This window comes from Marinobacter pelagius (genome assembly GCF_900114925.1).
Classification (GTDB): Bacteria; Pseudomonadota; Gammaproteobacteria; order Pseudomonadales; family Oleiphilaceae; genus Marinobacter; species Marinobacter pelagius.
This window is the reverse complement of sequence record NZ_FOUR01000004.1, coordinates 57,990-82,086: the sequence shown is the minus strand read 5'-3', so window position 1 is coordinate 82,086 and position 24,097 is coordinate 57,990. Positions and strand designations below refer to the sequence as shown.

The following is a 24,097-nucleotide window of genomic DNA, read 5'->3' as shown; positions in this document are numbered from 1 at the left end:
CGTGCCTTTGTTAACTCTGGATTCGGTTTCCCTTGCCTATGGTATGCACCCGCTGCTTGATCACGCCTCTCTGGTGATCGAAGCCGGTGAGCGTGTGTGCCTTCTGGGTCGTAACGGTGAAGGCAAGTCCACCCTGCTGAAGATCGTCAGTGGCGAAGTGACGCCGGACGGTGGCAACGTTCGCCTGGACGACGGTGCGGTACTGGCGGTACTGCCGCAGAACCTGCCATCCGACGATACCCGCACCGCCTATGATGTGGTGTCCGGGGCGTTCCCGGAGACCGGCGAGTTGCTGGCGGAGTTTCACCGGCTTTCACAGCAGGCGGACGAGGCCAGCCTGGAAAAGATGACAAAGGTACAGGAGCGTCTCGAGGCCCTGGACGGTTGGCGACTGGACCAGAAGGTCACCACCATTCTCGGCCAATATGGCATCGATCCTGACCGGCGCCTGAACACTCTCTCCGGGGGCTGGCAGCGCAGGGTTTTGCTGGCGCGGGCCCTGGTGGCCGAGCCGGACATCCTGCTGCTGGACGAGCCGACGAACCATCTGGATGTGCCCGCCATCGCGTGGCTTGAAGAGGCGTTGTCGCAGTTCCGTGGGGCCATGCTGTTTGTCAGTCACGACCGTGCGTTCATCCGCCGCATGGCAACCCGGATCGTTGAGCTGGATCGCGGCAAGCTGGTCAGCTTCGCGGCTACCTACGATCGCTACCTGGAACTCAAGGAAAAGGCGCTGGAGGAAGAAGAGCGCCAGAACGCGCTGTTCGACAAGCGGCTCAAACAGGAGGAAGCGTGGATTCGCCAGGGCATCAAGGCACGGCGAACCCGCAATATGGGCCGGGTAAGGGCGTTGAAGGCCATGCGCGAGGAACATCGTCAGCGCCGGGTCCGGGGCGGAACCGCAAGCTTTGCCGTGGAGGAGGCGGACCGTTCCGGCAAGCTTGTGGTGGAAACCAGTGACGCAGGGTTCGCCTATCCCGATGGTACCAAGGTGATTCGGGATATGAATCTGACCATTCTCCGTGGCGACAAGATCGGTCTGGTGGGTGAAAACGGTACCGGCAAGACGACACTGGTACGTCTGCTGCTGGGGGATCTCAAGCCCACCGAGGGGACTATTCGTCTCGGGACGAACCTGGAAGTGGCCTATTTCGATCAGTTGCGCGGCGAGCTTGATCTTGAGCGTAACGCCCTGGATAACCTCTCCGAGGGGCGGGAATTCATCGACATCAATGGCCAGAGCAAGCACGTACTGGGTTACCTGCAGGAATTCCTGTTTACCCCGGAGCGGGCAAGGTCCCCTGTTCGGGTATTCTCGGGCGGTGAGCGGGCCCGTCTGCTACTCGCCAAGCTGTTCAGCAAGCCGGCCAACATCCTGGTGCTGGATGAGCCCACGAACGACCTGGATGTGGAAACCCTCGAGCTGCTGGAAGAACAGTTGGCCGAGTTCAAGGGCACCGTCATCGTGATCAGTCACGACCGCGAGTTCCTGGATAACGTGGTGACCGAGACCATCTTCCTGGACGGTACCGGCAAGGTTCGGGAATACGTGGGCGGTTATTCTGACTGGCGGTACCAGGGAGGTCGTTTCCCCTCTGAACAGGGCGGCAACCGGCCGGACAAGCAGGATAAGCAATCGAAATCGGGAGAGCCCGCGAAGGGCGATGCCGCTGCGTCGAAGCCGGCTGCGAAAGCCAAGCCCGTCAAGCTCAGTTACAAGCTCAAACTGGAGCTGGAGCAGCTTCCCGCCAAAATTGAAGCGCTTGAACAGGAAGTGGCGGAGCTGCAGGAAACCATTTCAGGATCGGATTTCTATTCCGGGCCAGCCGGGGAAGTCTCTGCCACCCTGCAGAAACTGACAGAGGCGGAGCAAAAACTGGAGCAGACCATCGAGCGCTGGATGGAGCTGGAAGAGCAGGCCGGTCAGTAAACTGGAGCGAGGGCGGCCGTATCGGCCGCCCTTCAGTAGCAAACGTCTGCCGGGTCAGTGAATACGCACCGCCAGAACATCACATTCCGTGCCGTGGAGAACACCATTGGCGGTGGAGCCGAGCAGTAGCTGGAAGCCTTTGCGGCCATGGCTGCCGACAATGACCAGGTCCACGTCCTGTTCTTTTGCCAGGCGGTGGATCTCGGATTCCGGGCGACCCACGGTAACAACCTGGTCGTCCTTCGCCACGCCGTACTCATCCCCATACTTGGCCAGCTGCTCCTTGGCAGCCTTGTCGAGCTGATCCTGGAGCTCGGTCAGGTCCATGGGAATGTCGCCGCCATAGGCATAGCCCACCGGTTCAACAACGTGTACGAGCATCAGTTCGGCGCCGTGGGCGCTGCTGATTGCTTTTGCCTTGTTCAGTACCTGCGGAGCTTCTTCCGTCAGGTCAATGGCAACGAGCATTTTCTTGTAGGCGGACATCGCATCACTCCTTCGCATCGGGCTTACATAGGAAATAGTAGTCCAAATCTAATCGAAAGAGTGTAGCGGGAAACTGACAGGTATCAATACAGGGGCGGGAAAAAATGAAGTCTGACGGGGAATTACACCCCGTCAGAGGTCGGTTGCCAATCAGGAAGCGGGATTCTGCAAAAGGTCGATGGTGGTGGCCAGGCTGTTGAGGATGCCCTTGGAGTAGCGATCAATCACGAAGCCGACATTCTTTTCGTTGTAGTTGATGTAGGAGCCACGGATGAACTGCCATTTGGATCCGATGTCCTCCAGAAGGCTCTTCAATTCTCCCTGGGCCGGGCCCTGCTGCACGGTCGCAAGCAGTTCATCGAACTCGCGGGCCTGTTCATCAAGGGAGGTCTCGGTATCCGAGCCCTGGAAGGTCTGGGTGACCGCTGAGTTGCTCCGCACCGAGTACTTGGCCATCATCTGGGCCATCTTCACCGCGGCCATCCGTGCCGCCTCCACCCTCGGGCTGGTATCGGTTTCGCTGCTTTCCCGGGCGGCAGTGTAGAGCTCGGTGGCCATGTTGTTCATGGTCAAAGCCTGGTTTGCCATGTCCGAGACAAGTCGCAGGTCCGGATAGCCGCGATTACGCACATCATTGATGTTGTCCCGCATCAGCGACTTGAACCTGTCAAATTCCTGATTGAGCGCTTCGATCTGCTCTCCGGAAAGCACGTCGGCGGTGCTCTGACTGACACTGTTCATGGCATCGTTGGCGGTGTTGATCCCCACCACAATTTCATTCAGGGTGTCGGTGTCTCCGGTCCCGCTGAAACGGTAGTAGGCATCCAGTGCCATGTAGTTGCTGATACGGAAGTTGTGCAGGTCAGACAGGAAGCTGTCGGAGGCCTCCTGGGCTTTCGCTCCCAGGGACGCAATCGCTAACGCGATCAGGCCAATAGCAAGGGATACAAATCGCAGGCGGGCGTCTTTCATCGGATGACTCTCCGTAAAACTGTGTTGTTATTATCGACCAAAGTCGCACTTCGAAGGTAAATTAACTGTACCGACCAAGCAAGCGCTTTTGCCGGCAACGGAGGCGGCAATTGTTAATTACTATGAAATCAGTGTGACGGGGATCACTTTTACAAGTCGGTTGCAGTTATCTCCTTGATATTCAGCAAATCAGATGTTCTGTCCTTGGGCTGCCTCCGTTCTGACGGAGACTTTTGCACGCCTTCAGCAAGAAACAAATTGACAAACGCTCGGTTTTTTTTCATCGTGTGCCCTCACGATTCAAACGACTGTATGAATTTTTGGATCGGAAGATCGGGCAGTGACCGAAATCTCGCTGCACGGGCGGCCGCTGAGACGGATCAGGTCCGGCGGCTGTCAGCAGTTCCAAACACAGACTGGAGATCAGTTGATGATTTACGAAGGTAAAGCCATCACGGTTAAAGAGATCGAAGGCGGGATCGCTCAGTTGAACTTCGACTTGCAGGGCGAGTCAGTCAACAAGTTCAACCGTCTCACCATTGAAGAGCTTGGTGCCGCAGCCGAAGCACTCAAGTCCCAGAAGAACCTGAAGGGTCTGGTGGTAACCAGCTCCAAGGACAGCTTCATTGTCGGTGCGGATATCACCGAGTTCACCGAGCTGTTTGCAGGTTCCGAGGAAGATCTCGTGGCCAATAACCTCAAGGCCAACGAGGTGTTCAACGCTATTGAGGACCTGCCGGTTCCGACCGTTACCGCCATCAACGGTATCGCGCTGGGTGGTGGTTTTGAAATGTGTCTGGCAACCGACTACCGGGTTATGGCCCCGAAGGCCAAGGTAGGTCTGCCGGAAGTTAAGCTGGGCATCTTCCCGGGCTTTGGCGGCACCGTACGTCTGTCCCGTCTGGTTGGCGTGGACAACGCCGTTGAGTGGATTGCCGGTGGTACCGAGAACCGTGCCGATGCTGCCCTGAAGACCGGTGCTGTGGATGCGGTCGTTGAGGCGGACAAGCTGGTGGACGCTGCTGTTGCAATCATCAACCAGTGCAACGAAGGCAAGCTGGACCACATGGGTCGCCGGGAAGAGAAGAAGGGCAAGATCAAGCTCAACGCCATGGAAAGCATGATGGCGTTCGAGATCTCCAAGGCGTTCGTGGCCGGCAAGGCTGGCAAGAACTACCCGGCGCCGGTGGAAGCTATCAAGACCATGCAGAAGCATGCCAGTCTGACCCGCGACAAGGCAATCGAAGTGGAAGCCAAGGGCTTCGCCAAGATGGCCAAGACCAACGTCGCCGCTTGTCTGGTTGGCCTGTTCCTGAACGACCAGGCCCTGAAGAAGAAAGCCAGTGCCTGGGAGAAGGAAGCCTCTGATGTGAACCTGGCCGCCGTACTGGGCGCCGGCATCATGGGTGGCGGTGTGGCATTCCAGTCCGCACTGAAAGGCACCCCGATCATTATGAAGGACATCAATCAGGACGGCATCAAGCTGGGTCTGAATGAAGCCAAGAAGCTGCTGTCCAAGCGTGTTGCCAAGGGCAAGATGAACGCCGACAAGATGGGCGATGTCCTGAACAACATCACGCCGACCCTGAACTACGGTGATTTCAAGAACGTAGATCTGGTTGTTGAAGCAGTTGTTGAGAATCCGAAGGTGAAAGATGCGGTTCTGCGCGAGACCGAAGATGCGGTTCGCGAGGACACCATCCTGACCTCCAACACCTCCACCATCTCCATCAACCTTCTGGCCAAGAACCTGAAGCGTCCGGAAAATTTCTGTGGCATGCACTTCTTCAACCCGGTGCACATGATGCCGCTGGTTGAGGTAATCCGTGGCGAGAAGACCAGTGATCGCGCCATTGCGACCACCGTTGCCTACGCCAAGGCCATGGGCAAGACCCCGATCGTGGTCAACGACTGCCCGGGCTTCCTGGTTAACCGTGTTCTGTTCCCGTACTTCGGCGGTTTTGCCGCGCTGGTTCGTGACGGTGCCGACTTCCAGAAGATCGACAAGGTCATGGAGAAATTCGGCTGGCCCATGGGCCCGGCCTACCTGCTCGACGTAGTCGGCATGGACACAGCCAGGCACGCCAATGAAGTAATGGCAGACGGCTTCCCGGATCGCATGAAGGCCGACTTCAAGTCCGCCATCGACGTGATGTTCGAGAACGACCGTTACGGCCAGAAGAACGACAAGGGCTTCTACCGCTACGAAGAAGACAAGAAGGGTAAGCCGAAGAAGGTTGTCGACGAAGAAACCTACAAGCTGATCGAGCCTGTGGTGAACGGCAGCAAGGACTTCGACGAAGAAGAAATCATCGCCCGTATGATGATTCCTCTGTGCCTGGAAACCGTTCGCTGCCTGGAGGACAACATTGTTGAAGACCCGGCCGATGCAGACATGGGCCTGATCTACGGTATCGGTTTCCCTCCGTTCCGTGGTGGTGCTCTGCGCTACATCGACGACATGGGCGTCGACAAGTTCGTCGAACTGGCAGACAAGTATGCAGATCTCGGCCCGCTGTACGCGCCGACCGAGAAGCTGCGTGAAATGGCCAAGACTGGCAAGAAGTTCTTTGGCTAACCCTAACGAGATTTCCGAACGGAGAAAGATCTATGAGCCTTAATCCGAGAGACGTTGTCGTCGTCGATTGCGTGCGGACTCCGATGGGTCGTGCCAAAAACGGCTGTTTCCGCAACGTACGTGCCGAGACTTTGTCGGCAGCGCTGATCGAAGCACTGTTTGAGCGCAACCCGAAGCTCGACCCGAAAGAAATAGAAGATGTGATCTGGGGCTGTGTGAACCAGACCAAGGAGCAGGGCTTTAACGTGGCGCGGCAGATTTCCCTGCTGACCCGTATCCCGCACGAGTCTGCGGCCCAGACCGTGAACCGCCTGTGTGGTTCCGCCATGAGCGCCATCCACACAGCCGCCCAGGCGATCCAGACCGGCAACGGTGATGTGTTCATGGTTGGTGGTGTCGAGCACATGGGTCACGTGCCCATGACCGAAGGCTTCGATCACAACCCGGCTGCGTCCAAGTACTCCGCCAAGGCTTCCAACATGATGGGGCTGACCGCGGAAATGCTGGCCAAGATGCACGGTATCACCCGTGAGCAGCAGGATGAGTTCGGTGCCCGGTCCCATCGACTGGCCCATGAAGCGACCGTTGAAGGCCGCTTCAAGAATGAAATCGTGCCCATCGAAGGTCATGACGAGAACGGCTTTGTGAAGCTGATCGAGGAAGACGAGACCATTCGTCCGGAAACGACCGTTGAGTCTCTGTCTCAGCTGCGCCCGGCGTTTGATCCGAAGAACGGTACCGTCACTGCCGGTACTTCTTCCCAGCTGACCGATGGCGCTTCTGCCATGGTGCTGATGTCCGCCGAGCGGGCAGAAGCTCTGGGTCTGACCCCGATTGCCAAGATCCGCAGCATGGCGGTGGCTGGCTGCGATCCCGCAATCATGGGCTATGGCCCGGTTCCGGCCACCAAGAAGGCACTGAAGCGTGCAGGCCTGAAAGTCGAAGATATCGACTTCTGGGAGCTGAACGAGGCCTTCGCTGGCCAGTCCCTGCCGGTTCTGAAAGACCTGAAACTGCTGGGTGTTATGGAAGAGAAGGTGAACCTGAACGGCGGCGCGATTGCCCTGGGCCATCCGCTGGGCTGCTCCGGTGCCCGTATCTCCACCACACTGCTGAATGTCATGCAGGCCAAAGGCGGTAAGCTTGGTGTTTCCACCATGTGTATCGGCCTGGGTCAGGGCATTGCCACGGTGTGGGAGCGCGTCTGATTCCGCTTGCGGAACTGATCGCTCTGTGAACAGGAGGCCCGGCAACTGCCGGGCCTCGCTGTTTGTGACTTGTGAAAAAAGCCCCCAAGAAAATAAAGAATGGGTTGTCTTGCCAATCTTGACCCTGTAAAACAGTGAGCCTATACAGAATGGCGGCTCCTGCGTGTTTTCTAGCCGCCTGATTTTACAGCGAGTTTACGGTTTGCTGAATAATTGACCGATTTGTCGCCAAGGAAACAGATCTCCGATATGGGTAAAAGTCTCGTAATTGTCGAGTCGCCAGCGAAAGCGAAGACCATCAACAAGTACCTGGGCTCCGACTACATCGTGAAGTCCAGCGTGGGGCACATCCGGGACCTGCCGGTAAGCGGCAGTGGCTCCCAGACCGACCCCAAGGAGCGGGCGCGCCAGGCGGCGCTGACCCGCAAGATGAGTCCTGACGAGAAGGCCGAGCACAAAAAGCGCAAGGCCCGTGAGCAGCTGGTGGCCCGCATGGGTGTGGATCCGGACCAGGACTGGCAGGCCCGCTACGAGATCCTTCCCGGCAAGGAAAAGGTGGTCAGTGAGCTCAAGCGCCTGGCCAAGTCCGCCGACCACATCTACCTGGCAACGGATTTGGACCGCGAAGGGGAGGCCATTGCCTGGCACCTGCAGGAAACCATTGGCGGCGAGTCCGATAAATACCGGCGGGTGGTGTTCAACGAGATCACCAAGCGCGCCATCCAGGAGGCGTTCAAGGATCCCGGGCATCTGGACCGGAACCGGGTCAATGCACAGCAGGCCCGCCGCTTCCTGGACCGGGTCGTGGGTTACATGGTGTCGCCGCTGCTGTGGGCCAAGATTGCCCGCGGTCTGTCCGCCGGCCGGGTCCAGTCGGTGGCTGTGCGCCTGATCGTCGAGCGTGAGCGGGAAATCCGCAAGTTTATCCCGGAAGAGTTCTGGCAGTTGCATGCCGATCTGGCGCCTGAAGGCGCGAAGGATCCGGTGCGCTTCGAAGTAACCCGGTATGACGACCAACCCTACCGCCCGGTTAATGAAACCCAGAGCAACGAGCACGTTGCACGCCTGAAGGCGGGCAGCTTCAAGGTTGCCAAGCGGGAAGACAAGCCAACCCGGTCACGTCCGTCTGCTCCCTTTATTACCTCGACGCTGCAGCAGGCCGCGAGCAACCGCATGGGCTTCAGCGTCAAGAAAACCATGATGCTGGCCCAGCGCCTGTACGAGGCGGGTTTCATCACCTACATGCGTACCGACTCCACCAACCTGAGTCAGGACGCAGTCGCCAGTTGCCGGGAGTTCGTCAAGAAGCAGTTCGGGGACAAGTACCTTCCCGAGAAGCCTCGGGTCTATGGCAGCAAGGAAGGCGCCCAGGAAGCGCACGAAGCGATTCGACCTACCGAGGTGAGCCGTCGTCCATCCGATATTACCGGTCTGGAAAAGGACGCAGAGAAGCTCTACGACCTGATCTGGCGCCAGTTCATTGCCTGCCAGATGGCCGATGCCGAGTTCCTGAGCACCTCCATCGTGGTGGCGAACGATGGCTATGAGCTCCGCACTCGTGGCCGCATCGTCAAGTTCGACGGCTTCCTCAAGGCCGCACCCCAGTCCAGCAAGAAAGACGAGGATGTGGCGCTGCCGGATATCCAGGTCAACGAAACCCTGGACCTGAAAAAGCTCGACCCGAGCCAGCACTTTACCAAGCCGGCACCGCGTTACACCGAAGCGAGCCTGGTCAAGGAGCTGGAAAAGCAGGGCATTGGCCGGCCGTCCACCTATGCTTCGATCATCTCCACCATCCAGGATCGCGGTTACGTACGCCTGCAGAACCGCCGGTTCTACGCGGAAAAAATGGGTGAGATTGTCACCGAACGGTTATCCGAGTCCTTCCCGAACCTCATGGACTTTGATTTCACCGCCCGTATGGAAGACGAGCTGGACGAGATCGCCGAGGGCGATGAGGACTGGAAGCAGGTTCTCAATGATTTCTATGCCCGGTTCCGGCAACAGCTGGAATCCGCCGAGAAGACCGAAGGCGGCATGCGCGCGAATACGCCCACGGAAACAGATATTCCGTGCCCGACCTGTGGCCGCAACATGCAGATCCGGGTGGCCAGCACCGGCGTGTTCCTGGGTTGCTCCGGCTACTCACTGCCGCCCAAGGAACGCTGCAAGACCACCATCAACCTGATTCCGGGTGACGAGGTGGTCAGCGCCGACGAGGATGTAGAAGGCGAGGGCGAAACCCGCCTGTTGCGCAAGAAGCGCCGCTGCCCCAAGTGTGGCACCGCCATGGACAGCTACCTGATCGACGAGAAGCGCAAGCTGCACGTGTGTGGTAACAACCCCGACTGCTCAGGTTATGAGGTCGAGGAGGGCACCTTCCGCATCAAGGGCTACGACGGCCCGACCCTGGAGTGCGACAAGTGCGGCTCCGAGATGCAGCTCAAGACCGGCCGCTTCGGCAAATACTTCGGCTGCACCAACCCGGACTGCAAGAACACCCGGAAACTGCTGAAGAACGGCGAACCGGCACCCCCCAAGATGGACCCGGTGCCGATGCCCGAGCTCCAGTGCCAGAAAGTGGACGACACCTACGTGCTTCGCGACGGCGCCTCCGGCCTGTTCCTGGCGGCCAGCAAGTTCCCCAAGAACCGGGAAACCCGCCCGCCACTGGTGAAGGAAATCAAACCGCACCGCAAGGAAATCGATCCCAAGTACGATTACCTCATGGACGCGCCGGAAACCGATCCCGAAGGCAACCCCACGGTGATCCGCTACAGCCGGAAATCGAAAGAGCAGTACGTCATGTCCGAGAAGGATGGCAAGGCGACTGGCTGGTCCGCGTGGTATGTCAACGGCAAATGGCAGCCGCGGGAGAAGGGGAAGTAAACCGCCGGGGAAACTGCCAAGCCGGGGTCTCATGCTCAGGGGTCTGATGAACTCCGTTCATCTGACCCCAAGTTCAAGTTTCCAGCTTTCGATCCAAAAAGGGGTCAGATGAAGGCTTTCATCAGACCCCAGTGTCTCTCAGCCCCCAGTGCCAAGCCACACTCCGGGGTCTGATGAATTTATTCATCTGACCCCATCTTCAACTCAGCCCCTCACCGAAACTTCCTTAACCTCTGAATCAACGAGGAAGTATCCCACCGACTCCCCCCCATCGCCTGAACATCCGCATAAAACTGATCCACCAGCGCCGTCACCGGCAGCGTCGCGTTGATCTTGTTCGCTTCCTCCAGGCAAATCCCCAGATCCTTGCGCATCCAGTCCACGGCAAAGCCGTGGTTGAACTCCCCTTCGATCATCGTCCCTGAGCGATTCTCCATCTGCCAGGACTGCGCTGCGCCCTTGGAGATCACATCCACCACCTTGGCCACATCCAGGTTTGCCTGCTCGGCAAAATGCAGCGCTTCGGAAAGCCCCTGAACCAGGCCCGCAATGGCGATCTGGTTGACCATCTTGGTCTTCTGCCCGCTACCGGCAGGGCCCATCAGGTTCACCGCCCGGCCGTAGTGATCCATCACCGGCTTCGCCCTGGCGAAAGCCTCCTCCGGCCCGCCACACATAACGGTCAACTTGCCGTTCTCCGCCCCCTGCTGGCCGCCGGAGACCGGGGCATCGATAAAGGCCTGGTTGCGTTTCGATGCAGCTGCAGCCAGACGCTCCGCAACCCCGGCGGACGCGGTGGTATGGTCGATCAGGATCGCGCCCACGGGCGCATTGGCAATGATCCCGCCTTCACCTTCGAACACCTCAACGAGATCCTTGTCCGCACCCACGCAGGTCATCACAAAATCTGCGCCTTCAACGGCCTCCGCAATCGTCTTGCAGGCGGTTCCCTGGTATTCGCTGGCCCATTGCTCGGCCTTGGCGGCCGTCCGGTTCCAGACCCTTACATTCAGGCCCGCTCTGGCCAGGTGCCCGGCCATCGGGTAGCCCATTACACCAAGTCCGATGAAGGTTGCAGTGGTTGTCATAGTTGTCTCCGGGTTCTCTAACTTGTTGATTATATGAAATTGTCGAGAGGAACATTTTATTGCGAATCGACAGGGAGCATAGCGCAGATCCCACTCCGTTGGGACCCGTTCATGGATATGTCCCAAGGCTATCGAGAATTGTCGAGGGGTAGGCGGGTGCCAGGCAGCGAACTTCCTTGCCGCTACCTGGCTGTTGGTTGTCAGGACATCGCGTCAAGTTTATCCATTGCTTCCCTGAGCACTTTCACTGATTCTGAATGTTTGCCCTGGTTGTGCAATGATTCTCCCTCTTCCCTCAGAGCCCTGATGCTGGCTTCGGTCTCACTGTCGAGTTGAACTGACTGAAGCTGTCGGTCGATCTGGCTCATCAGAGAAGGGCACTGGCTGGCTAGTGCCGAAGCGGCGAAGAACACTGTAAATAAGAGTGCAGCTAAGTAGCGCATAATATTGCCTCCTTTTGTGCACGCCCTGGGGAATATAGTTTTCCCGGTCGTAGTTTGATGGGGCATTTTCTTGTCGGTTCCCCCGCGTTATCGAGAAAATAGGCATCGCATTATTGAACCTGGTCACACTCTGGCCCCTTGGTCCGTGAAATCGGCAGGCAGCCGTGGCAGTGATTTGATGCTGTTTCTATACTCCTTCGTCTACTGTGCGGACGCACCGTAATGACGCCTCCTCCCTGAACCACCTCGTGCGTTGTCCTGTGCTTTCGCCCGGTTGTATTAACCGGGCCCCGGATGTGGCCCGTCACCCTGTAGTCATTAATTTGAGGGATTAGCATGGAATTGGTTTACAAAAACGAGAAACCGTTGCTCAGGATAGCGGTCGTATTTTCAGCGATTATCTGGCTGGCGTTGTTTGTCGGTACCTTTGGAATTGTCTTGTTGTACCTGCTTCTGGGGTATGTGTTCTTTCTGTTCGCGCATTCTGCTTTTATCTCCCACCTGAAAGGTTCGGGGGTGCGGATCAGCCAGGAGCAGTATCCGGATTTGTATGAGCGGCTGGTCCGTTGTTGCCAGAAAGTCGGTGTCAAGGAAGTACCTGAGGCTTACCTGCTGCGTACGGATTTCTTTAACGCACTGGCCACCAAATTCCTGGGCCGGCATTTTGTGGTGCTGTTTACCGATGTAATCGATGCCCTGGAAGATCAGCCTGGTGCGATCGACTTCTACATTGGCCATGAACTTGGCCACATCCACCGCAAGCACCTTTCCTGGCGCGCGTTTGTAATGCCGGGTTCGTTGTTGCCGATAGTTGGCCCGGCTCTGCGTCGCGCGGAGGAATATACCTGCGATCGTTACGGCGTTGCCTGTTGCCAGTCCGAGGAGGACATCAAGGCGGCGATTGCAGCCATTGCCGCCGGGGATACTCGCTGGAAGACCATCAATGTGGATGCGTACGTCAGTCAGGTGCAGGCCACCAATGGTTTCTGGATGTCGTTCAATGAGCTGACCGGTGACTATCCGTGGCTGACCAAACGGATGGCGACTGCGGTGGCACTTGCGCAGGGCAGGGAGGTGAAGCATCCCCGGCGTAGTTTGTGGGCCTGGACGCTGTCGATGTTCGTGCCCCGGGTGGGTGGCGGTGCTGGTGGGGCGGCGTCGCTCCTGGTAACGGTGGCCATTATTGGTGTTCTGGCTGCGGTGGCCATCCCCGCGTACCAGCAATATACGGAAAAAGCCCGCTACTCTGCGGCCTACTCGGAGGCTCAGGGTGTTAAGGACAGGGTGACGTCCTACGCCTACGATAATCAGGCCTGGCCAGTGACGATGCAGGAGTTGGGATACCCCGAACTGGTCCTGGCAAATGAAGAGCAGAGCTACTCTATCGACGTTTATGATGAAGGCCTGATCGGCGTCGAAATGGGCGTCGATGATTCCGGCGAGTCGGAATACATTGTGCTTGAGCCCTCTGTTGATAGCGGCGAGATCAGCTGGGTCTGCTATGGCCAGAACGTGAACGAGCAGTATTTGCCCGCTGATTGTCAGTAGCCCCACGCTATAACCAAAAGGGGCTTTCGGGCCCCTTTCTTTTTATTTCATTGTGTTAGCTGTACTTCATAGAATTGACCTGAGCTTCCCCTCGTGTACTAGACTGTAATCAGGACACCGACAGAGGGGAGGGCTTGCCATGGCCACTGGTTATGATCCATTCGGTTTTGGAGGTTCTGCGGGTACGGGCGGAGCAGATCTTTCAAAGACAACGGCCGGTCTTGCCGAGCCCTTCAGTTCCGTAACTGCTCTGCCTCTGGATAACCTGCTTGCTCGCATCGGTGATGCGCGAGTGGTGCTTCTGGGAGAGGCGTCCCACGGTACCGCAGAATTCTATCTCGCCCGCCAACGTATCACCCGCGCTCTTATCGAGAAGAAAGGCTTTTCCTTTGTCGCTATTGAAGGGGACTGGCCCGACGCGGCTCGGGTGGATCACTACGTCCGCCACGCCGAATACCCGCCCTCGGAATGGACTGCGTTTTCCCGTTTTCCTACCTGGATGTGGCGCAACGAGGAAGTGCGGGGTTTTGTCGACTGGCTGCATGACTACAACAGCGCGCGCCCGGCCCATGAGCGGGTGGCGTTTCATGGTCTTGATCTTTACAGCCTCTACAGTTCGATTCGCGCGGTGCTGGAGTACCTGGAAGAAGTGGATCCGGATCTCGCGATCCATGCCCGGCAGCGATATGAATGCCTGGCGCCGTTCGAGGGTGAGCCGGCAACTTACGCCAAGGCAGCCCTCAATCCGGATTATCAGACCTGCGAAAAGCCGGTTCTGGACATGCTCAACGAACTGCTCGGCCGGCATCGGCGCTATGCCGAGCATGATTCCGACCGGTTTCTGGATGCGATCCAGAACGCCCGGCTGGTGGCGGATGCCGAGGAGTATTACCGCACCATGTATTACGGCTCCCACAGCGCGTGGAACCTGCGGGATACCCACATGTTCGAGACCCTGGAGTCTCTGCTGAAACACTACGGAGATGGCAGCAAGGCAGTGGTCTGGGCCCATAACAGTCATGTGGGCGATTCCGATGCAACGGACATGAGCCGGCGGGGCGAGTTCAATATCGGCAGGTTGTGCCGGGCCCGGTTCGGCAAGCAGCTTTATACTATCGGCTTCGGCACCGATCACGGTACTGTGGCGGCGGCCTCAAACTGGGACGCACCGATGGAAATCAAGCGGGTGCGGCCGTCTCTGGAGGGCAGTTTCGAGCGGGTATGCCACGAGACCGGTATCCCCGGTTTTCTGCTGCCGTTTCAGAAGGCGCAGGGCAGGGTGCTTGAGGCGCTGTCGGAGCGCTTTCTGGAGCGGGCCATCGGTGTAATCTATCGGCCGGAAACCGAGCGCCAGAGCCATTATTTCCGGGCCTGCCTGCCGGAGCAGTTCGATGAGTATATCTGGCTGGATGAGACCCGGGCGATCACGCCGTTCGCGACCGGTGTGTTGCCGGGAGTTCCGGATACCTACCCGTTCGGGTTGTAGGTGGTGAGCGTGAAGATAAAAAAAGAGGCCGCTGAAATCAGCGGCCTCTCTCGTTCCGGCTGGCAAGTCTCTGGAAGACTTACTTCTTCGGATAATCCCGCTTTTCGGAGCCGGTGTACAGCTGGCGCGGACGGCCGATGCGGTAGTTGCCGCTGACCATTTCGTTCCAGTGGGAGAACCAGCCGATGGTGCGCGCCATCGCGAAGATCACGGTAAACATGGAGGTCGGGATACCGATCGCCTTCAGGATGATGCCGGAGTAGAAGTCGACGTTCGGGTACAGCTTGCGCTCGACGAAGTACTCGTCTTCCAGGGCAATCTTTTCCAGACGCTGGGCAATCTTCAGCAGAGGATCGTTTTCCAGACCAAGCTCGGTCAGAACTTCGTGGGCAGTCTGCGCCATCACCTTGGCGCGCGGGTCGAAGTTCTTGTACACGCGGTGACCGAAGCCCATCAGGCGGAACGGGTCGTCCTTGTCCTTGGCCTTCTCGATGAATTTCTCGATGTTGGCTTCGTCGCCGATCTCGGCCAGCATGTCCAGTACTGCCTCGTTGGCGCCACCGTGAGCCGGACCCCAAAGGGCGGCGATGCCGGAAGCGATACAGGCGTACGGGTTGGCGCCGGTGGAGCCGGCCAGGCGTACAGTAGAGGTAGAGGCGTTCTGCTCGTGGTCCGCGTGCAGGATGAAGATCTTGTCCATGGCCTTGGCCAGAACCGGGTTTGGCTTGTATTCCTCACAGGGAACGCCAAACATCATCTGCAGGAAGTTCTCGGAGTAGGAAAGGTCGTTCCGCGGGTACATGAACGGCTGGCCCAGGCTGTATTTGTAACACCAGGCGGCGATGGTCGGCATCTTGGCGATAAGGCGGTGCGCAGTGATCTGGCGCTGGGTCTCGTCGGTCACGTCCATCTGGTCGTGGTAGAACGCGGACAGCGCGCCCACTACGCCACACATGATGGCCATCGGATGCGCGTCACGGCGGAAGCCGTTGAAGAAGTTGCGCATCTGGTCGTGCAGCATGGTGTGGTTCTTGATAGTGTCGTGGAAGCGCTTGTTCTCTTCCTCGGACGGCAGTTCGCCGTTCAGCAGCAGGTAGCAGACTTCCAGGTAGTCCGAGTGCTCGGCAAGCTGGTCAATAGGGTAGCCGCGGTGCAGGAGAACCCCGTTGGCACCGTCAATGTAGGTGATGGCTGATTCGCAGGCCGCTGTGGAAACAAATCCCGGGTCGTAGGTGAAAACGCCTTCCTGGACCAGGCCTCGTACGTCGATAACGTCAGGGCCGACGGTGCCGGAATAAATCGGTAGCTCAATGGACTTGTCCCCCACCGAGAGCGTGGCTTTCCTGTCGGTCATGGTGCTCTCCTATTTATCAGCTTTGGAAGCTTTATCTGCATGTGTCGATGCGCTAGAAGGCGCGTATTATCGCAAAACTGGCGGCAAAATATAGGGCGTCAGCTTTTTTTGTCAATGGAGGGTGCCGTAAAAAGGTCGAATTCCCCATTGATGTAAATCAGGGAAATCCCGAACAGAGCCTGATGCAATGCAGAAATGGATTTGTCAATAATCCTTATAGATTGCTTAAGCCCCGTAAATACAGGCTGGGGAGGAAGCTACGCGTTTGTAATTGTAAGGGTCACTCCTTATAATCCGTAGCCCGGAATCGGGGATGCACTTTCACGCAAGCTGCAGCATAGCAAGCTATCTGGATGGCATCCGCCCTCCTGAACCAATCGGTTATCGGTAGCGTATCGATCGGCCGAACCTTACATACCAACCATCCGTACGTCGGCTCGCCGGCTTCGCGGAACCAAGAGAGAGTGTGAGAGCGCTGTGAATAGCAAACGACCAGTAAATCTCGATCTCGGCAAGTTTCATTTTCCACTGCCAGCCATTACGTCCATATTGCACCGTATCAGCGGCATCATCATTTTTGTTGGTGTTGCGTTCCTGCTTTATGGGCTTCAGCTTTCCCTGTCCGGGGAAGAGGGGTTCAGTCGGGTAAGTGAACTGCTGGACAGCTTCCTTGCCAAGCTGATTACCTGGGGCATTTTGTCTGCTCTGCTTTACCACCTGGTTGCAGGTATCAAGCACCTGTTCATGGATATGGGCATCGGTGAAGATCTTGAGAGCGGTCGCCTCGCTGCGAAAGCTACGATCGTGGTTTCCGTCATTCTCATCGTTCTGGCAGGAGTCTGGGTATGGGCATGAACAGCGCAACGAATATTGGTCGTAACGGGATCCAGGACTGGATCATCCAGCGGGTCACCGCTTACGTATTAGCCCTGTATACACTGTTCCTCCTTGGCTTTTTTGTGACCACTGATGTCGATTATCAGTCCTGGTCCGCTCTGTTCGGTCAGGGGTGGTTCAAGATCTTTACACTGCTCGCTCTGCTGTCCATTGCCGGGCATGCGTGGGTTGGTTTGTGGACAGTTTCCACCGACTACATCAAATCCGCGATGCAGCGTTTCCTGTTCCAGACTGTCTGCGTACTCGTGATTTTCGTGTATGTGGTGTGGGGCATTCAGATTCTTTGGGGGCTTTAATCGATGGCTAACATCAAGACCATGTCTTTTGACGCGATTGTTATCGGTGGTGGCGGTGCCGGTATGCGAGCCGCCCTTCAGTTGACTGAATCCGGCGTCAACACCGCGTGTATCACGAAAGTATTTCCGACCCGGTCTCACACCGTGTCCGCCCAGGGCGGTATCACTTGTGCGATCGCAAGCGCCGATCCCAACGATGACTGGCGCTGGCACATGTACGACACCGTCAAGGGCTCCGACTACATCGGTGACCAGGACGCCATCGAGTACATGTGTTCCGTAGGCCCGCAGGCTGTTTTCGAGCTGGAGCACATGGGCCTTCCGTTCTCCCGTACCGAGCAGGGCCGTATCTATCAGCGTCCGTTTGGCGGTCAGTCCAAGGGTCCGGACAACCCCACCCAGGCCGCCCGTACCTGTGCCGCTGCTGACCGTACCGGTCATGCGCTGCTGCACACTCTTTACCAGGCCAACCTGAAAGGCGGTACTACCTTCCTTAATGAGTGGTACGCCGTCGATCTGGTCAAGAACGCCAAAGACGAAGTGGTTGGTGTTGTTGCCATCGAGATCGAGACGGGTGAAGTCTGCTACATCAAATCCAAGGCCACGGTTCTGGCCACCGGTGGTGCCGGCCGTATCTACGCCTCCACCACCAACGCCATGATCAACACCGGTGACGGTATCGGTATGGCCCTGCGTGCCGGCTTCCCGATGCAGGATATGGAGATGTGGCAGTTCCACCCGACCGGTATCCACGGTGCCGGTACGCTGGTGACCGAAGGTTGCCGCGGTGAGGGTGGTTACCTGATCAACTCCGAAGGTGAGCGTTTCATGGAGCGCTATGCTCCGAACGCGAAGGACCTGGCCGGCCGTGACGTTGTGGCCCGCTCCATGGTTCTGGAAATCCTGGAAGGTCGCGGCTGCGGCCCCGACAAGGATCACGTGCTGCTGAAGCTGGATCACCTGGGTGAAGAAACCCTGAACCTGCGCCTGCCGGGTATCTGTGAGCTGTCCCGCACCTTTGCGCACGTGGACCCGGTGAAAGAGCCGATTCCGGTTGTGCCGACTTGTCACTACATGATGGGTGGTATTCCGACCAACGTTGGTGGCCAGGCTCTGACCCAGGACGAAAACGGCAACGACAAGCCGATCCCGGGTCTGTTTGCCTGTGGCGAGGCTGCCTGTGTGTCCGTACACGGTGCCAACCGTCTGGGTGGCAACTCTCTGCTGGATCTGGTGGTGTTCGGTCGTGCGGCTGGTCTGCACATTGAAGAGCAACTGCGCGGCGGCTTCGAAGTTGACGGCGCCAGCGAAGAAGATATCAAGCGAGCCATGGCTCGTCTGGATCGTCTGAACAGCGCTTCCGAGGGTGAGAGCGTTGCAGAGGTTCGCAAGGATCTTCAGAACTGCATGCAGCTGTATTTCGGTGTATTCCGTGATGGCAAGAGCATGGAAGAGGGCTTGAAGAAGCTGGAGGCTATTGGCGAGCGTGTTCGTAACACCAGGCTTGCTGATACCAGTGATGCCTTCAATACCGCTCGCATTGAGGCGCTCGAGTTGGACAATCTTTATGAGGTTGCTCTGGCGACAGCCATTTCCGCGTTCGAGCGTAAGGAAAGTCGTGGCGCCCACGCCAGGAACGATTTCACCGAGCGTGACGACGAGAACTGGCTGAAGCACTCCATGTACTTCCCTCTGGACAAGCGGGTTGGCAAGCGTGACGTGAACTTTGCGCCGAAGACCGTGCCGATGTTCGAGCCGAAGATCCGGACTTACTAAGGGGAGGATGTAGAGAATGTTGGTAAGCCTGTACCGTTACAATCCCGAGACTGACAACGCCCCCTACATGCAGGACGTTGAGGTAGAGATTCCCGCCGGTAAGGACCTGATGGTTCTTGACGTGCTGAATCTGGTGAAGGAAAAAGATCCGACCATGTCCTACCGTCGCTCCTGTCGCGAGGGTGTGTGCGGCTCCGACGGCATGAACATGAACGGCAAGAACGGCCTGGCCTGTATCACGCCTGTTTCCCAGGTGGTGAAGAACAACAAGCTGGTGCTGCGCCCGCTGCCGGGCCTGCCGGTCATCCGTGACCTGGTGGTTGACATGAGCCTGTTCTACAAGCAGTACGAAAAGGTCATGCCGTACCTCATCAACGACAAGCCGGCGCCGGCGATCGAGCGCCTGCAGTCCCCGGAAGACCGGGAGAAGCTGGACGGCCTGTACGAGTGTATTCTCTGTGCCTGCTGTTCCACTTCCTGTCCGTCCTTCTGGTGGAACCCGGACAAGTTCATTGGCCCGGCCGGCCTGCTGCAGGCCTACCGGTTCCTGGCGGACAGCCGTGATACCGCCCAGGCCGAGCGCCTGGCGGACCTGGACGATCCGTTCAGTGTATTCCGCTGCCGGGGCATCATGAACTGTGTCAGTGTCTGTCCGAAAGGTCTGAACCCCACAAGGGCTATCGGCCACATCCGGAACCTCCTGCTGCAGCGGGCGACCTGATCAGCAGGTTCCGACACAGACGCTATACTGTTCTGACCAGGTTAGCACCCCGAAGGCCTCGCTATACGCGGGGCCTTCAACCAAAGGCTTATGGTCAAAAGTCTTAGTCGGGTGCACACTACGCATGCCGTGACGATAACTTAAAAGGTTTTTCGCGGCTTGCCGAGTATAAAAACCACTGGGGAATGGAAAACATCCGTGTCGCGTGTGGTGGTCAAAGTCATGCCGTAGATACCCGTATTGACTGAGTTTTACCCCTGACCGACCATACCGGCTCCCCGCACCAGCCCAAGGTGAGCTATTCAAGATGCACGAAAGCATAATGGAGCAGTTGTGGCAGACTTCCCACCTGCAGGGTGGAAATCTTGCCTACGTTGAACAGCTTTTCGAAACCTACCTGACAGACCCCAATGCCGTTCCCGAAGAGTGGCGAAGCTACTTTGACAAGCTTCCCAGCGTTGACGGCTACCACGGCCGCGATATCGTCCACTCTTCCATCCGCGAACAGTTCGAGCACATCTCCCGCAACCAGCGTTTTCTGGCCACCGGCGGCGTTCCCGCCAGCGCCACATCTGACGCGGACAAAAAGCAGATCCGTGTACTCCAGATGATTAACGCTTTCCGTTTCCGTGGTCACCAGGAAGCGAAACTCGATCCCCTCGGCGTTTGGCAGCGTCCTCAGGTAGAAGACCTGGATCCCGGGTTCCATGAACTTGGCGAGTCCGACCTCGATCTCGAATTCCAGACCGGTTCCCTCAACTTCGGCTCCGAGACCATGAAGCTCTCGGATATCGTTGACGGCCTGCGCAAGACCTATTGTGAGAGTATCGGCGCGGAATACATGCACGTCGTCGATACCCGTGTGAAGCGTTGGTTCCAGCAGCGTATGGAGCCGGTCCGCTCACGTCCGGAATACGAAGCAACCACTCGTAAGCACATTCTCGAGCGCCTGACCGCCGCAGAAGGACTCGAGAAGTATCTGGGTTCCCGCTACCCCGGCGTCAAGCGTTTCGGCCTGGAAGGCGGTGAGAGCCTGATTCCCTGCCTGGATGAACTGATCCAGCGTGCAGGCTCCTATGGTGCAAAAGAAATTGTTCTCGGCATGGCCCACCGTGGCCGTTTGAACGTTCTGGTGAACACACTCGGCAAAAACCCGAAAGAACTCTTCGACGAGTTCGAGGGCAAGAAACTGGCGGACTCCGGCTCCGGGGACGTCAAGTATCACCAGGGCTTCTCTTCCAACGTCATGACTTCCGGTGGCGAAGTTCACCTTGCCATGGCGTTCAACCCGTCTCACCTTGAAATCGTCTCTCCGGTGGTTGAAGGTTCGGTGCGTGCACGCCAGACCCGCCGTGGCGATACCGATGGCAGCCAGGTCGTGCCCATCGTCATGCACGGTGATGCCGCCTTTGCCGGCCAGGGTGTGGTGATGGAAACCTTCCAGATGTCCCAGACCCGGGGCTATGGCGTTGGCGGTACCATCCACATCGTCATCAACAACCAGGTTGGTTTTACTACCAGCAAGCAGGAAGACGCCCGTTCCACCGAGTACTGTACCGACGTTGCCAAGATGGTTCAGGCGCCGATTCTGCACGTGAACGCTGATGACCCTGAAGCGGTCATGTTCGCTACCCAGATGGCCATGGATTACCGCAACGAATTCAAGGGCGACGTGGTCATCGATCTGGTTTGTTACCGTCGTCGGGGTCACAACGAGGCCGACGAGCCGGCTGCGACCCAGCCGCTGATGTACGAAAAGATTCGCAAACTGAAGACCACCCGTGCGCTGTATGCGGATCAGCTGGTGGAAGCTGGTGTTATCTCCGAAGACGAAGCCAAGCAGATGGAGACCGAATACCGTGACGCCCTGGACAATGGCGAGCACGTGGTGAAGTCGCTGGTCAAGGAGCCCAACACCGAGCTGTACGTTGACTGGACGCCTTACCTGGGCCACGAGTGGACCGCCAAGTGCAAGACCAGCGTCAATCTGAAGACGATCCAGAAGCTGGGCAAGAAGCTGACTGCGCTTCCGGAAGGTTTCAGTGTTCAGCGTCAGGTCTCCAAGATCGTCAACGATCGCGAGAAGATGACGGCGGGTGCGCTGGCCCTGAACTGGGGTTACGGCGAGATGATGGCCTACGCCACGCTGCTGAACGAAGGCCACCCGATCCGTCTGACCGGTCAGGATGTGGGCCGGGGTACTTTCTCCCACCGTCATGCGGTACTGCATAACCAGAAAGACGGCTCGACCCACATCTCTCTGCAGGATCTGTCCGACGACCAGCCGCAGTTCGAGATCTACGACTCGCTGCTGTCCGAAGAAGCCGTCATGGCGTTCGAGTACGGTTACTCCACCACCACCCCGAACGCACTTATTGTCTGGGAAGCCCAGTTTGGTGACTTCGCCAACGGTGCCCAGGTGGTGATCGACCAGTTCCTGACCAGCGGTGAGCACAAGTGGGGCCGCCTGTGTGGTCTGACGCTGCTGCTGCCGCACGGTTACGAAGGGCAGGGCCCGGAGCACAGTTCCGCTCGCCTGGAGCGCTTCCTGCAGCTGTGTGCGGAGCACAACATCCAGGTGTGCGTGCCGACCACGCCGTCCCAGGTCTTCCACATGCTGCGTCGTCAGGTGAAGCGCCCGCTGCGCAAGCCGCTGGTGGCGATCACTCCGAAGAGTCTGCTCCGCCACAAGGAAGCGACCTCCGGACTGGACGACCTGACTTCCGGTACCTTCCAGACAGTGCTGCCCGAGAAGGAGCCTTCCGATCCGAAGAAGGTTACCCGTCTGATCATGTGCAGCGGCAAGGTCTACTTTGATCTTCTGGAAAAGAAAAAGGCTGACGAGCGCGACGACGTCGCGATCGTCCGGATCGAGCAGCTGTACCCGTTCCCGGGGGATGACCTGGACGAGTTGCTGAGCCAGTACCCCAAACTCAAGCACGTGGTCTGGTGTCAGGAAGAGCCGATGAACCAGGGAGCCTGGTACTGCAGCCAGCATCACATGCGTAATGCACTGCAGCGCCTGAACCCCAAGCTGTACCTTCAGTATGCCGGTCGTGATGCCTCGGCTGCTCCTGCCTGTGGACATATGTCTGTTCACATCGAAGAGCAGAAGAAACTGGTCAACGACGCGTTTGAAATCTGACGAGCTACCGAACTAAGGATTTGTAATGTCAACTGAGATTAAAGCCCCCGTTTTCCCGGAGTCGGTCGCAGAGGGTACCGTCGCGACCTGGCACAAGCAGCCGGGCGAAGCCTGTTCCCGCGACGAGCTGATCGTCGATATCGAAACCGACAAGGTTGTCCTCGAAGTGGTTGCACCGGCTGACGGTGTGATCGAGGAAATCGTCAAGGGTGAAGGCGACACCGTAGAAAGCGGTGAAGTGATCGGCAAGTTCAAGGAAGGCGCAGCGGGTGAGTCCAAGCCTGCCGAAAGCAAGCCGGAAGCCAAAGAGGAAGCTCCGAAGGAAGAAGCCAAGTCAGAAGCCGCTTCCGGAGAAGCTATCCTGAGCCCGGCCGCTCGCAAGCTGGCCGAGGAAAACGATGTCGATCCGAACGCCGTCAAGGGCACCGGCAAAGATGGCCGTGTCACCAAGGAAGACGTTCAGGCTCACATCGACAGCAGCAAGGCCTCCGGTGGCGCCGCCAAGCCGGCCGCTGCGGCTGGTATGCCGGAAGTCAATGTGGCTCAGGGCGAGCGCCCCGAGAAGCGGGTTCCGATGACCCGTCTGCGCGCCAGCATCGCCAAGCGTCTGGTCGAAGCACAGCAGACTGCGGCCATGCTGACCACCTTCAACGAAGTGAACATGAAGCCGATCATGGAGCTGCGCAAGCAGTACCAGGACAGCTTCGTGAAGCGTCACGGTATCAAGCTGGGCTTCATGTCCTTCTTCACCAAGGCGGCAACCGAAGCCCTGAAGCGTTTCCCGGCGGTTAACGCATCCATCGACGGCAACGATATGGTTTATCATGGCTACCAGGACATCGGTGTAGCCGTTTCCACCGATCGTGGTCTGGTGGTTCCGGTTCTGCGCGATTCCGACGCCATGGGTCTGGCCGACATCGAGAAGAAGATTGTCGAGTACGGCACCAAGGCCAAAGAAGGCAAGCTGGGCATCGAGGAAATGACCGGTGGTACCTTCACCATCACCAACGGCGGTATCTTCGGCTCGCTGATCTCCACGCCGATCCTGAACCCGCCGCAGACCGCGATCCTGGGCATGCACAAGATTCAGGAGCGCCCGATGGCGGTCAACGGCCAGGTTGAAATCCTGCCGATGATGTACCTGGCGCTGTCATACGATCATCGTATGATCGATGGTAAGGAAGCAGTGCAGTTCCTCGTCGCCATCAAGGAAATGCTTGAAGACCCGGCACGTATTCTGCTGGACGTGTGAACTGACACTTAACGAATCAGAGAACGGG

17 protein-coding genes are annotated in these 24,097 nt (G+C 57.9%); 12 read left to right on the top strand and 5 right to left on the bottom strand.

What is annotated here, in order from left to right:
• Window position 1: 1 nt before the first annotated feature.
• Entirely contained in the window at window positions 2-1,930 is a 1,929-nt protein-coding gene (locus BM254_RS09780; RefSeq protein WP_092002465.1) for an ATP-binding cassette domain-containing protein, read from the top strand.
• Between the two features lie 54 nt (window positions 1,931-1,984).
• Here BM254_RS09780 and BM254_RS09775 read toward each other — a convergent pair whose 3' ends face one another.
• Complete coding sequence (locus tag BM254_RS09775) at window positions 1,985-2,416, bottom strand: universal stress protein (protein WP_092002462.1); 432 nt, start codon at window positions 2,414-2,416, stop codon at window positions 1,985-1,987.
• 150 nt (window positions 2,417-2,566) lie between these two features.
• Entirely contained in the window at window positions 2,567-3,388 is an 822-nt protein-coding gene (locus BM254_RS09770; RefSeq protein ID WP_092002459.1) for a hypothetical protein, read from the bottom strand.
• Window positions 3,389-3,818: 430 nt separating this feature from the next.
• Between BM254_RS09770 and fadB the strand changes: the two genes are divergently transcribed.
• The 3 genes from fadB to topA all read left to right on the top strand — a co-directional run bounded on the left by fadB (window position 3,819) and on the right by topA (window position 10,063).
• A complete protein-coding gene (gene fadB, locus BM254_RS09765) occupies window positions 3,819-5,966 on the top strand; it encodes a fatty acid oxidation complex subunit alpha FadB (protein WP_092002456.1) in 2,148 nt (715 codons plus the stop codon).
• A 32-nt stretch (window positions 5,967-5,998) separates the two neighbouring features.
• A complete protein-coding gene (gene fadA / locus BM254_RS09760; RefSeq protein ID WP_092002453.1) occupies window positions 5,999-7,174 on the top strand; it encodes an acetyl-CoA C-acyltransferase FadA in 1,176 nt (391 codons plus the stop codon).
• A 249-nt stretch (window positions 7,175-7,423) separates the two neighbouring features.
• A complete protein-coding gene (topA, locus tag BM254_RS09755) occupies window positions 7,424-10,063 on the top strand; it encodes a type I DNA topoisomerase (RefSeq protein WP_092002450.1) in 2,640 nt (879 codons plus the stop codon).
• A gap of 212 nt (window positions 10,064-10,275) precedes the next feature.
• Here topA and BM254_RS09750 read toward each other — a convergent pair whose 3' ends face one another.
• Both BM254_RS09750 and BM254_RS09745 read right to left on the bottom strand, forming a co-directional pair.
• Window positions 10,276-11,151 carry an NAD(P)-dependent oxidoreductase gene (locus BM254_RS09750; protein ID WP_092002447.1) on the bottom strand — a complete coding sequence of 292 codons (876 nt, stop codon included), beginning with the start codon at window positions 11,149-11,151 and terminating at the stop codon, window positions 10,276-10,278.
• Between the two features lie 200 nt (window positions 11,152-11,351).
• Window positions 11,352-11,594, bottom strand: coding sequence for a hypothetical protein (locus BM254_RS09745; RefSeq protein ID WP_092002445.1), 243 nt, complete (start codon window positions 11,592-11,594; stop codon window positions 11,352-11,354).
• A gap of 336 nt (window positions 11,595-11,930) precedes the next feature.
• On the opposite strand from BM254_RS09745, the gene BM254_RS09740 reads away from it, so the two are divergent.
• Together BM254_RS09740 and BM254_RS09735 are read left to right on the top strand one after the other, a co-directional pair.
• Window positions 11,931-13,142, top strand: a complete 1,212-nt coding sequence (locus tag BM254_RS09740; RefSeq protein ID WP_092002442.1) for a pilin — start codon at window positions 11,931-11,933, stop codon at window positions 13,140-13,142.
• A gap of 139 nt (window positions 13,143-13,281) precedes the next feature.
• Window positions 13,282-14,628: an erythromycin esterase family protein gene (locus BM254_RS09735; RefSeq protein WP_092002439.1), complete on the top strand. Its 1,347-nt coding sequence runs from the start codon at window positions 13,282-13,284 to the stop codon at window positions 14,626-14,628.
• A gap of 79 nt (window positions 14,629-14,707) precedes the next feature.
• Here the strand turns inward: BM254_RS09735 and gltA are convergent, their stop codons facing one another.
• Window positions 14,708-15,982 carry a citrate synthase gene (gene gltA / locus BM254_RS09730; protein WP_092002435.1) on the bottom strand — a complete coding sequence of 425 codons (1,275 nt, stop codon included), beginning with the start codon at window positions 15,980-15,982 and terminating at the stop codon, window positions 14,708-14,710.
• 477 nt (window positions 15,983-16,459) lie between these two features.
• Here gltA and sdhC point away from each other — a divergent pair, with 477 nt between their 5' ends.
• From sdhC to odhB, 6 genes are all read left to right on the top strand, one after another.
• Window positions 16,460-16,837, top strand: a complete 378-nt coding sequence (gene sdhC / locus BM254_RS09725) for a succinate dehydrogenase, cytochrome b556 subunit (protein WP_092002432.1) — start codon at window positions 16,460-16,462, stop codon at window positions 16,835-16,837.
• On the top strand, window positions 16,834-17,175 hold the full coding sequence (sdhD, locus tag BM254_RS09720; RefSeq protein WP_092003117.1) for a succinate dehydrogenase, hydrophobic membrane anchor protein: 342 nt from the start codon (window positions 16,834-16,836) through the stop codon (window positions 17,173-17,175). The genes sdhC and sdhD overlap by 4 nt, the downstream gene beginning before the upstream one ends.
• A gap of 3 nt (window positions 17,176-17,178) precedes the next feature.
• Window positions 17,179-18,951, top strand: coding sequence for a succinate dehydrogenase flavoprotein subunit (gene sdhA / locus BM254_RS09715; protein ID WP_092002429.1), 1,773 nt, complete (start codon window positions 17,179-17,181; stop codon window positions 18,949-18,951).
• 16 nt (window positions 18,952-18,967) lie between these two features.
• Window positions 18,968-19,672 (top strand): succinate dehydrogenase iron-sulfur subunit, encoded by a 705-nt coding sequence (locus BM254_RS09710; RefSeq protein WP_092002425.1) that lies wholly within the window; start codon window positions 18,968-18,970, stop codon window positions 19,670-19,672.
• 307 nt (window positions 19,673-19,979) lie between these two features.
• Window positions 19,980-22,817, top strand: coding sequence for a 2-oxoglutarate dehydrogenase E1 component (locus BM254_RS09705; RefSeq protein ID WP_092002422.1), 2,838 nt, complete (start codon window positions 19,980-19,982; stop codon window positions 22,815-22,817).
• A gap of 25 nt (window positions 22,818-22,842) precedes the next feature.
• Window positions 22,843-24,069 carry a 2-oxoglutarate dehydrogenase complex dihydrolipoyllysine-residue succinyltransferase gene (gene odhB, locus BM254_RS09700; protein ID WP_092002419.1) on the top strand — a complete coding sequence of 409 codons (1,227 nt, stop codon included), beginning with the start codon at window positions 22,843-22,845 and terminating at the stop codon, window positions 24,067-24,069.
• Window positions 24,070-24,097: the final 28 nt, after the last annotated feature.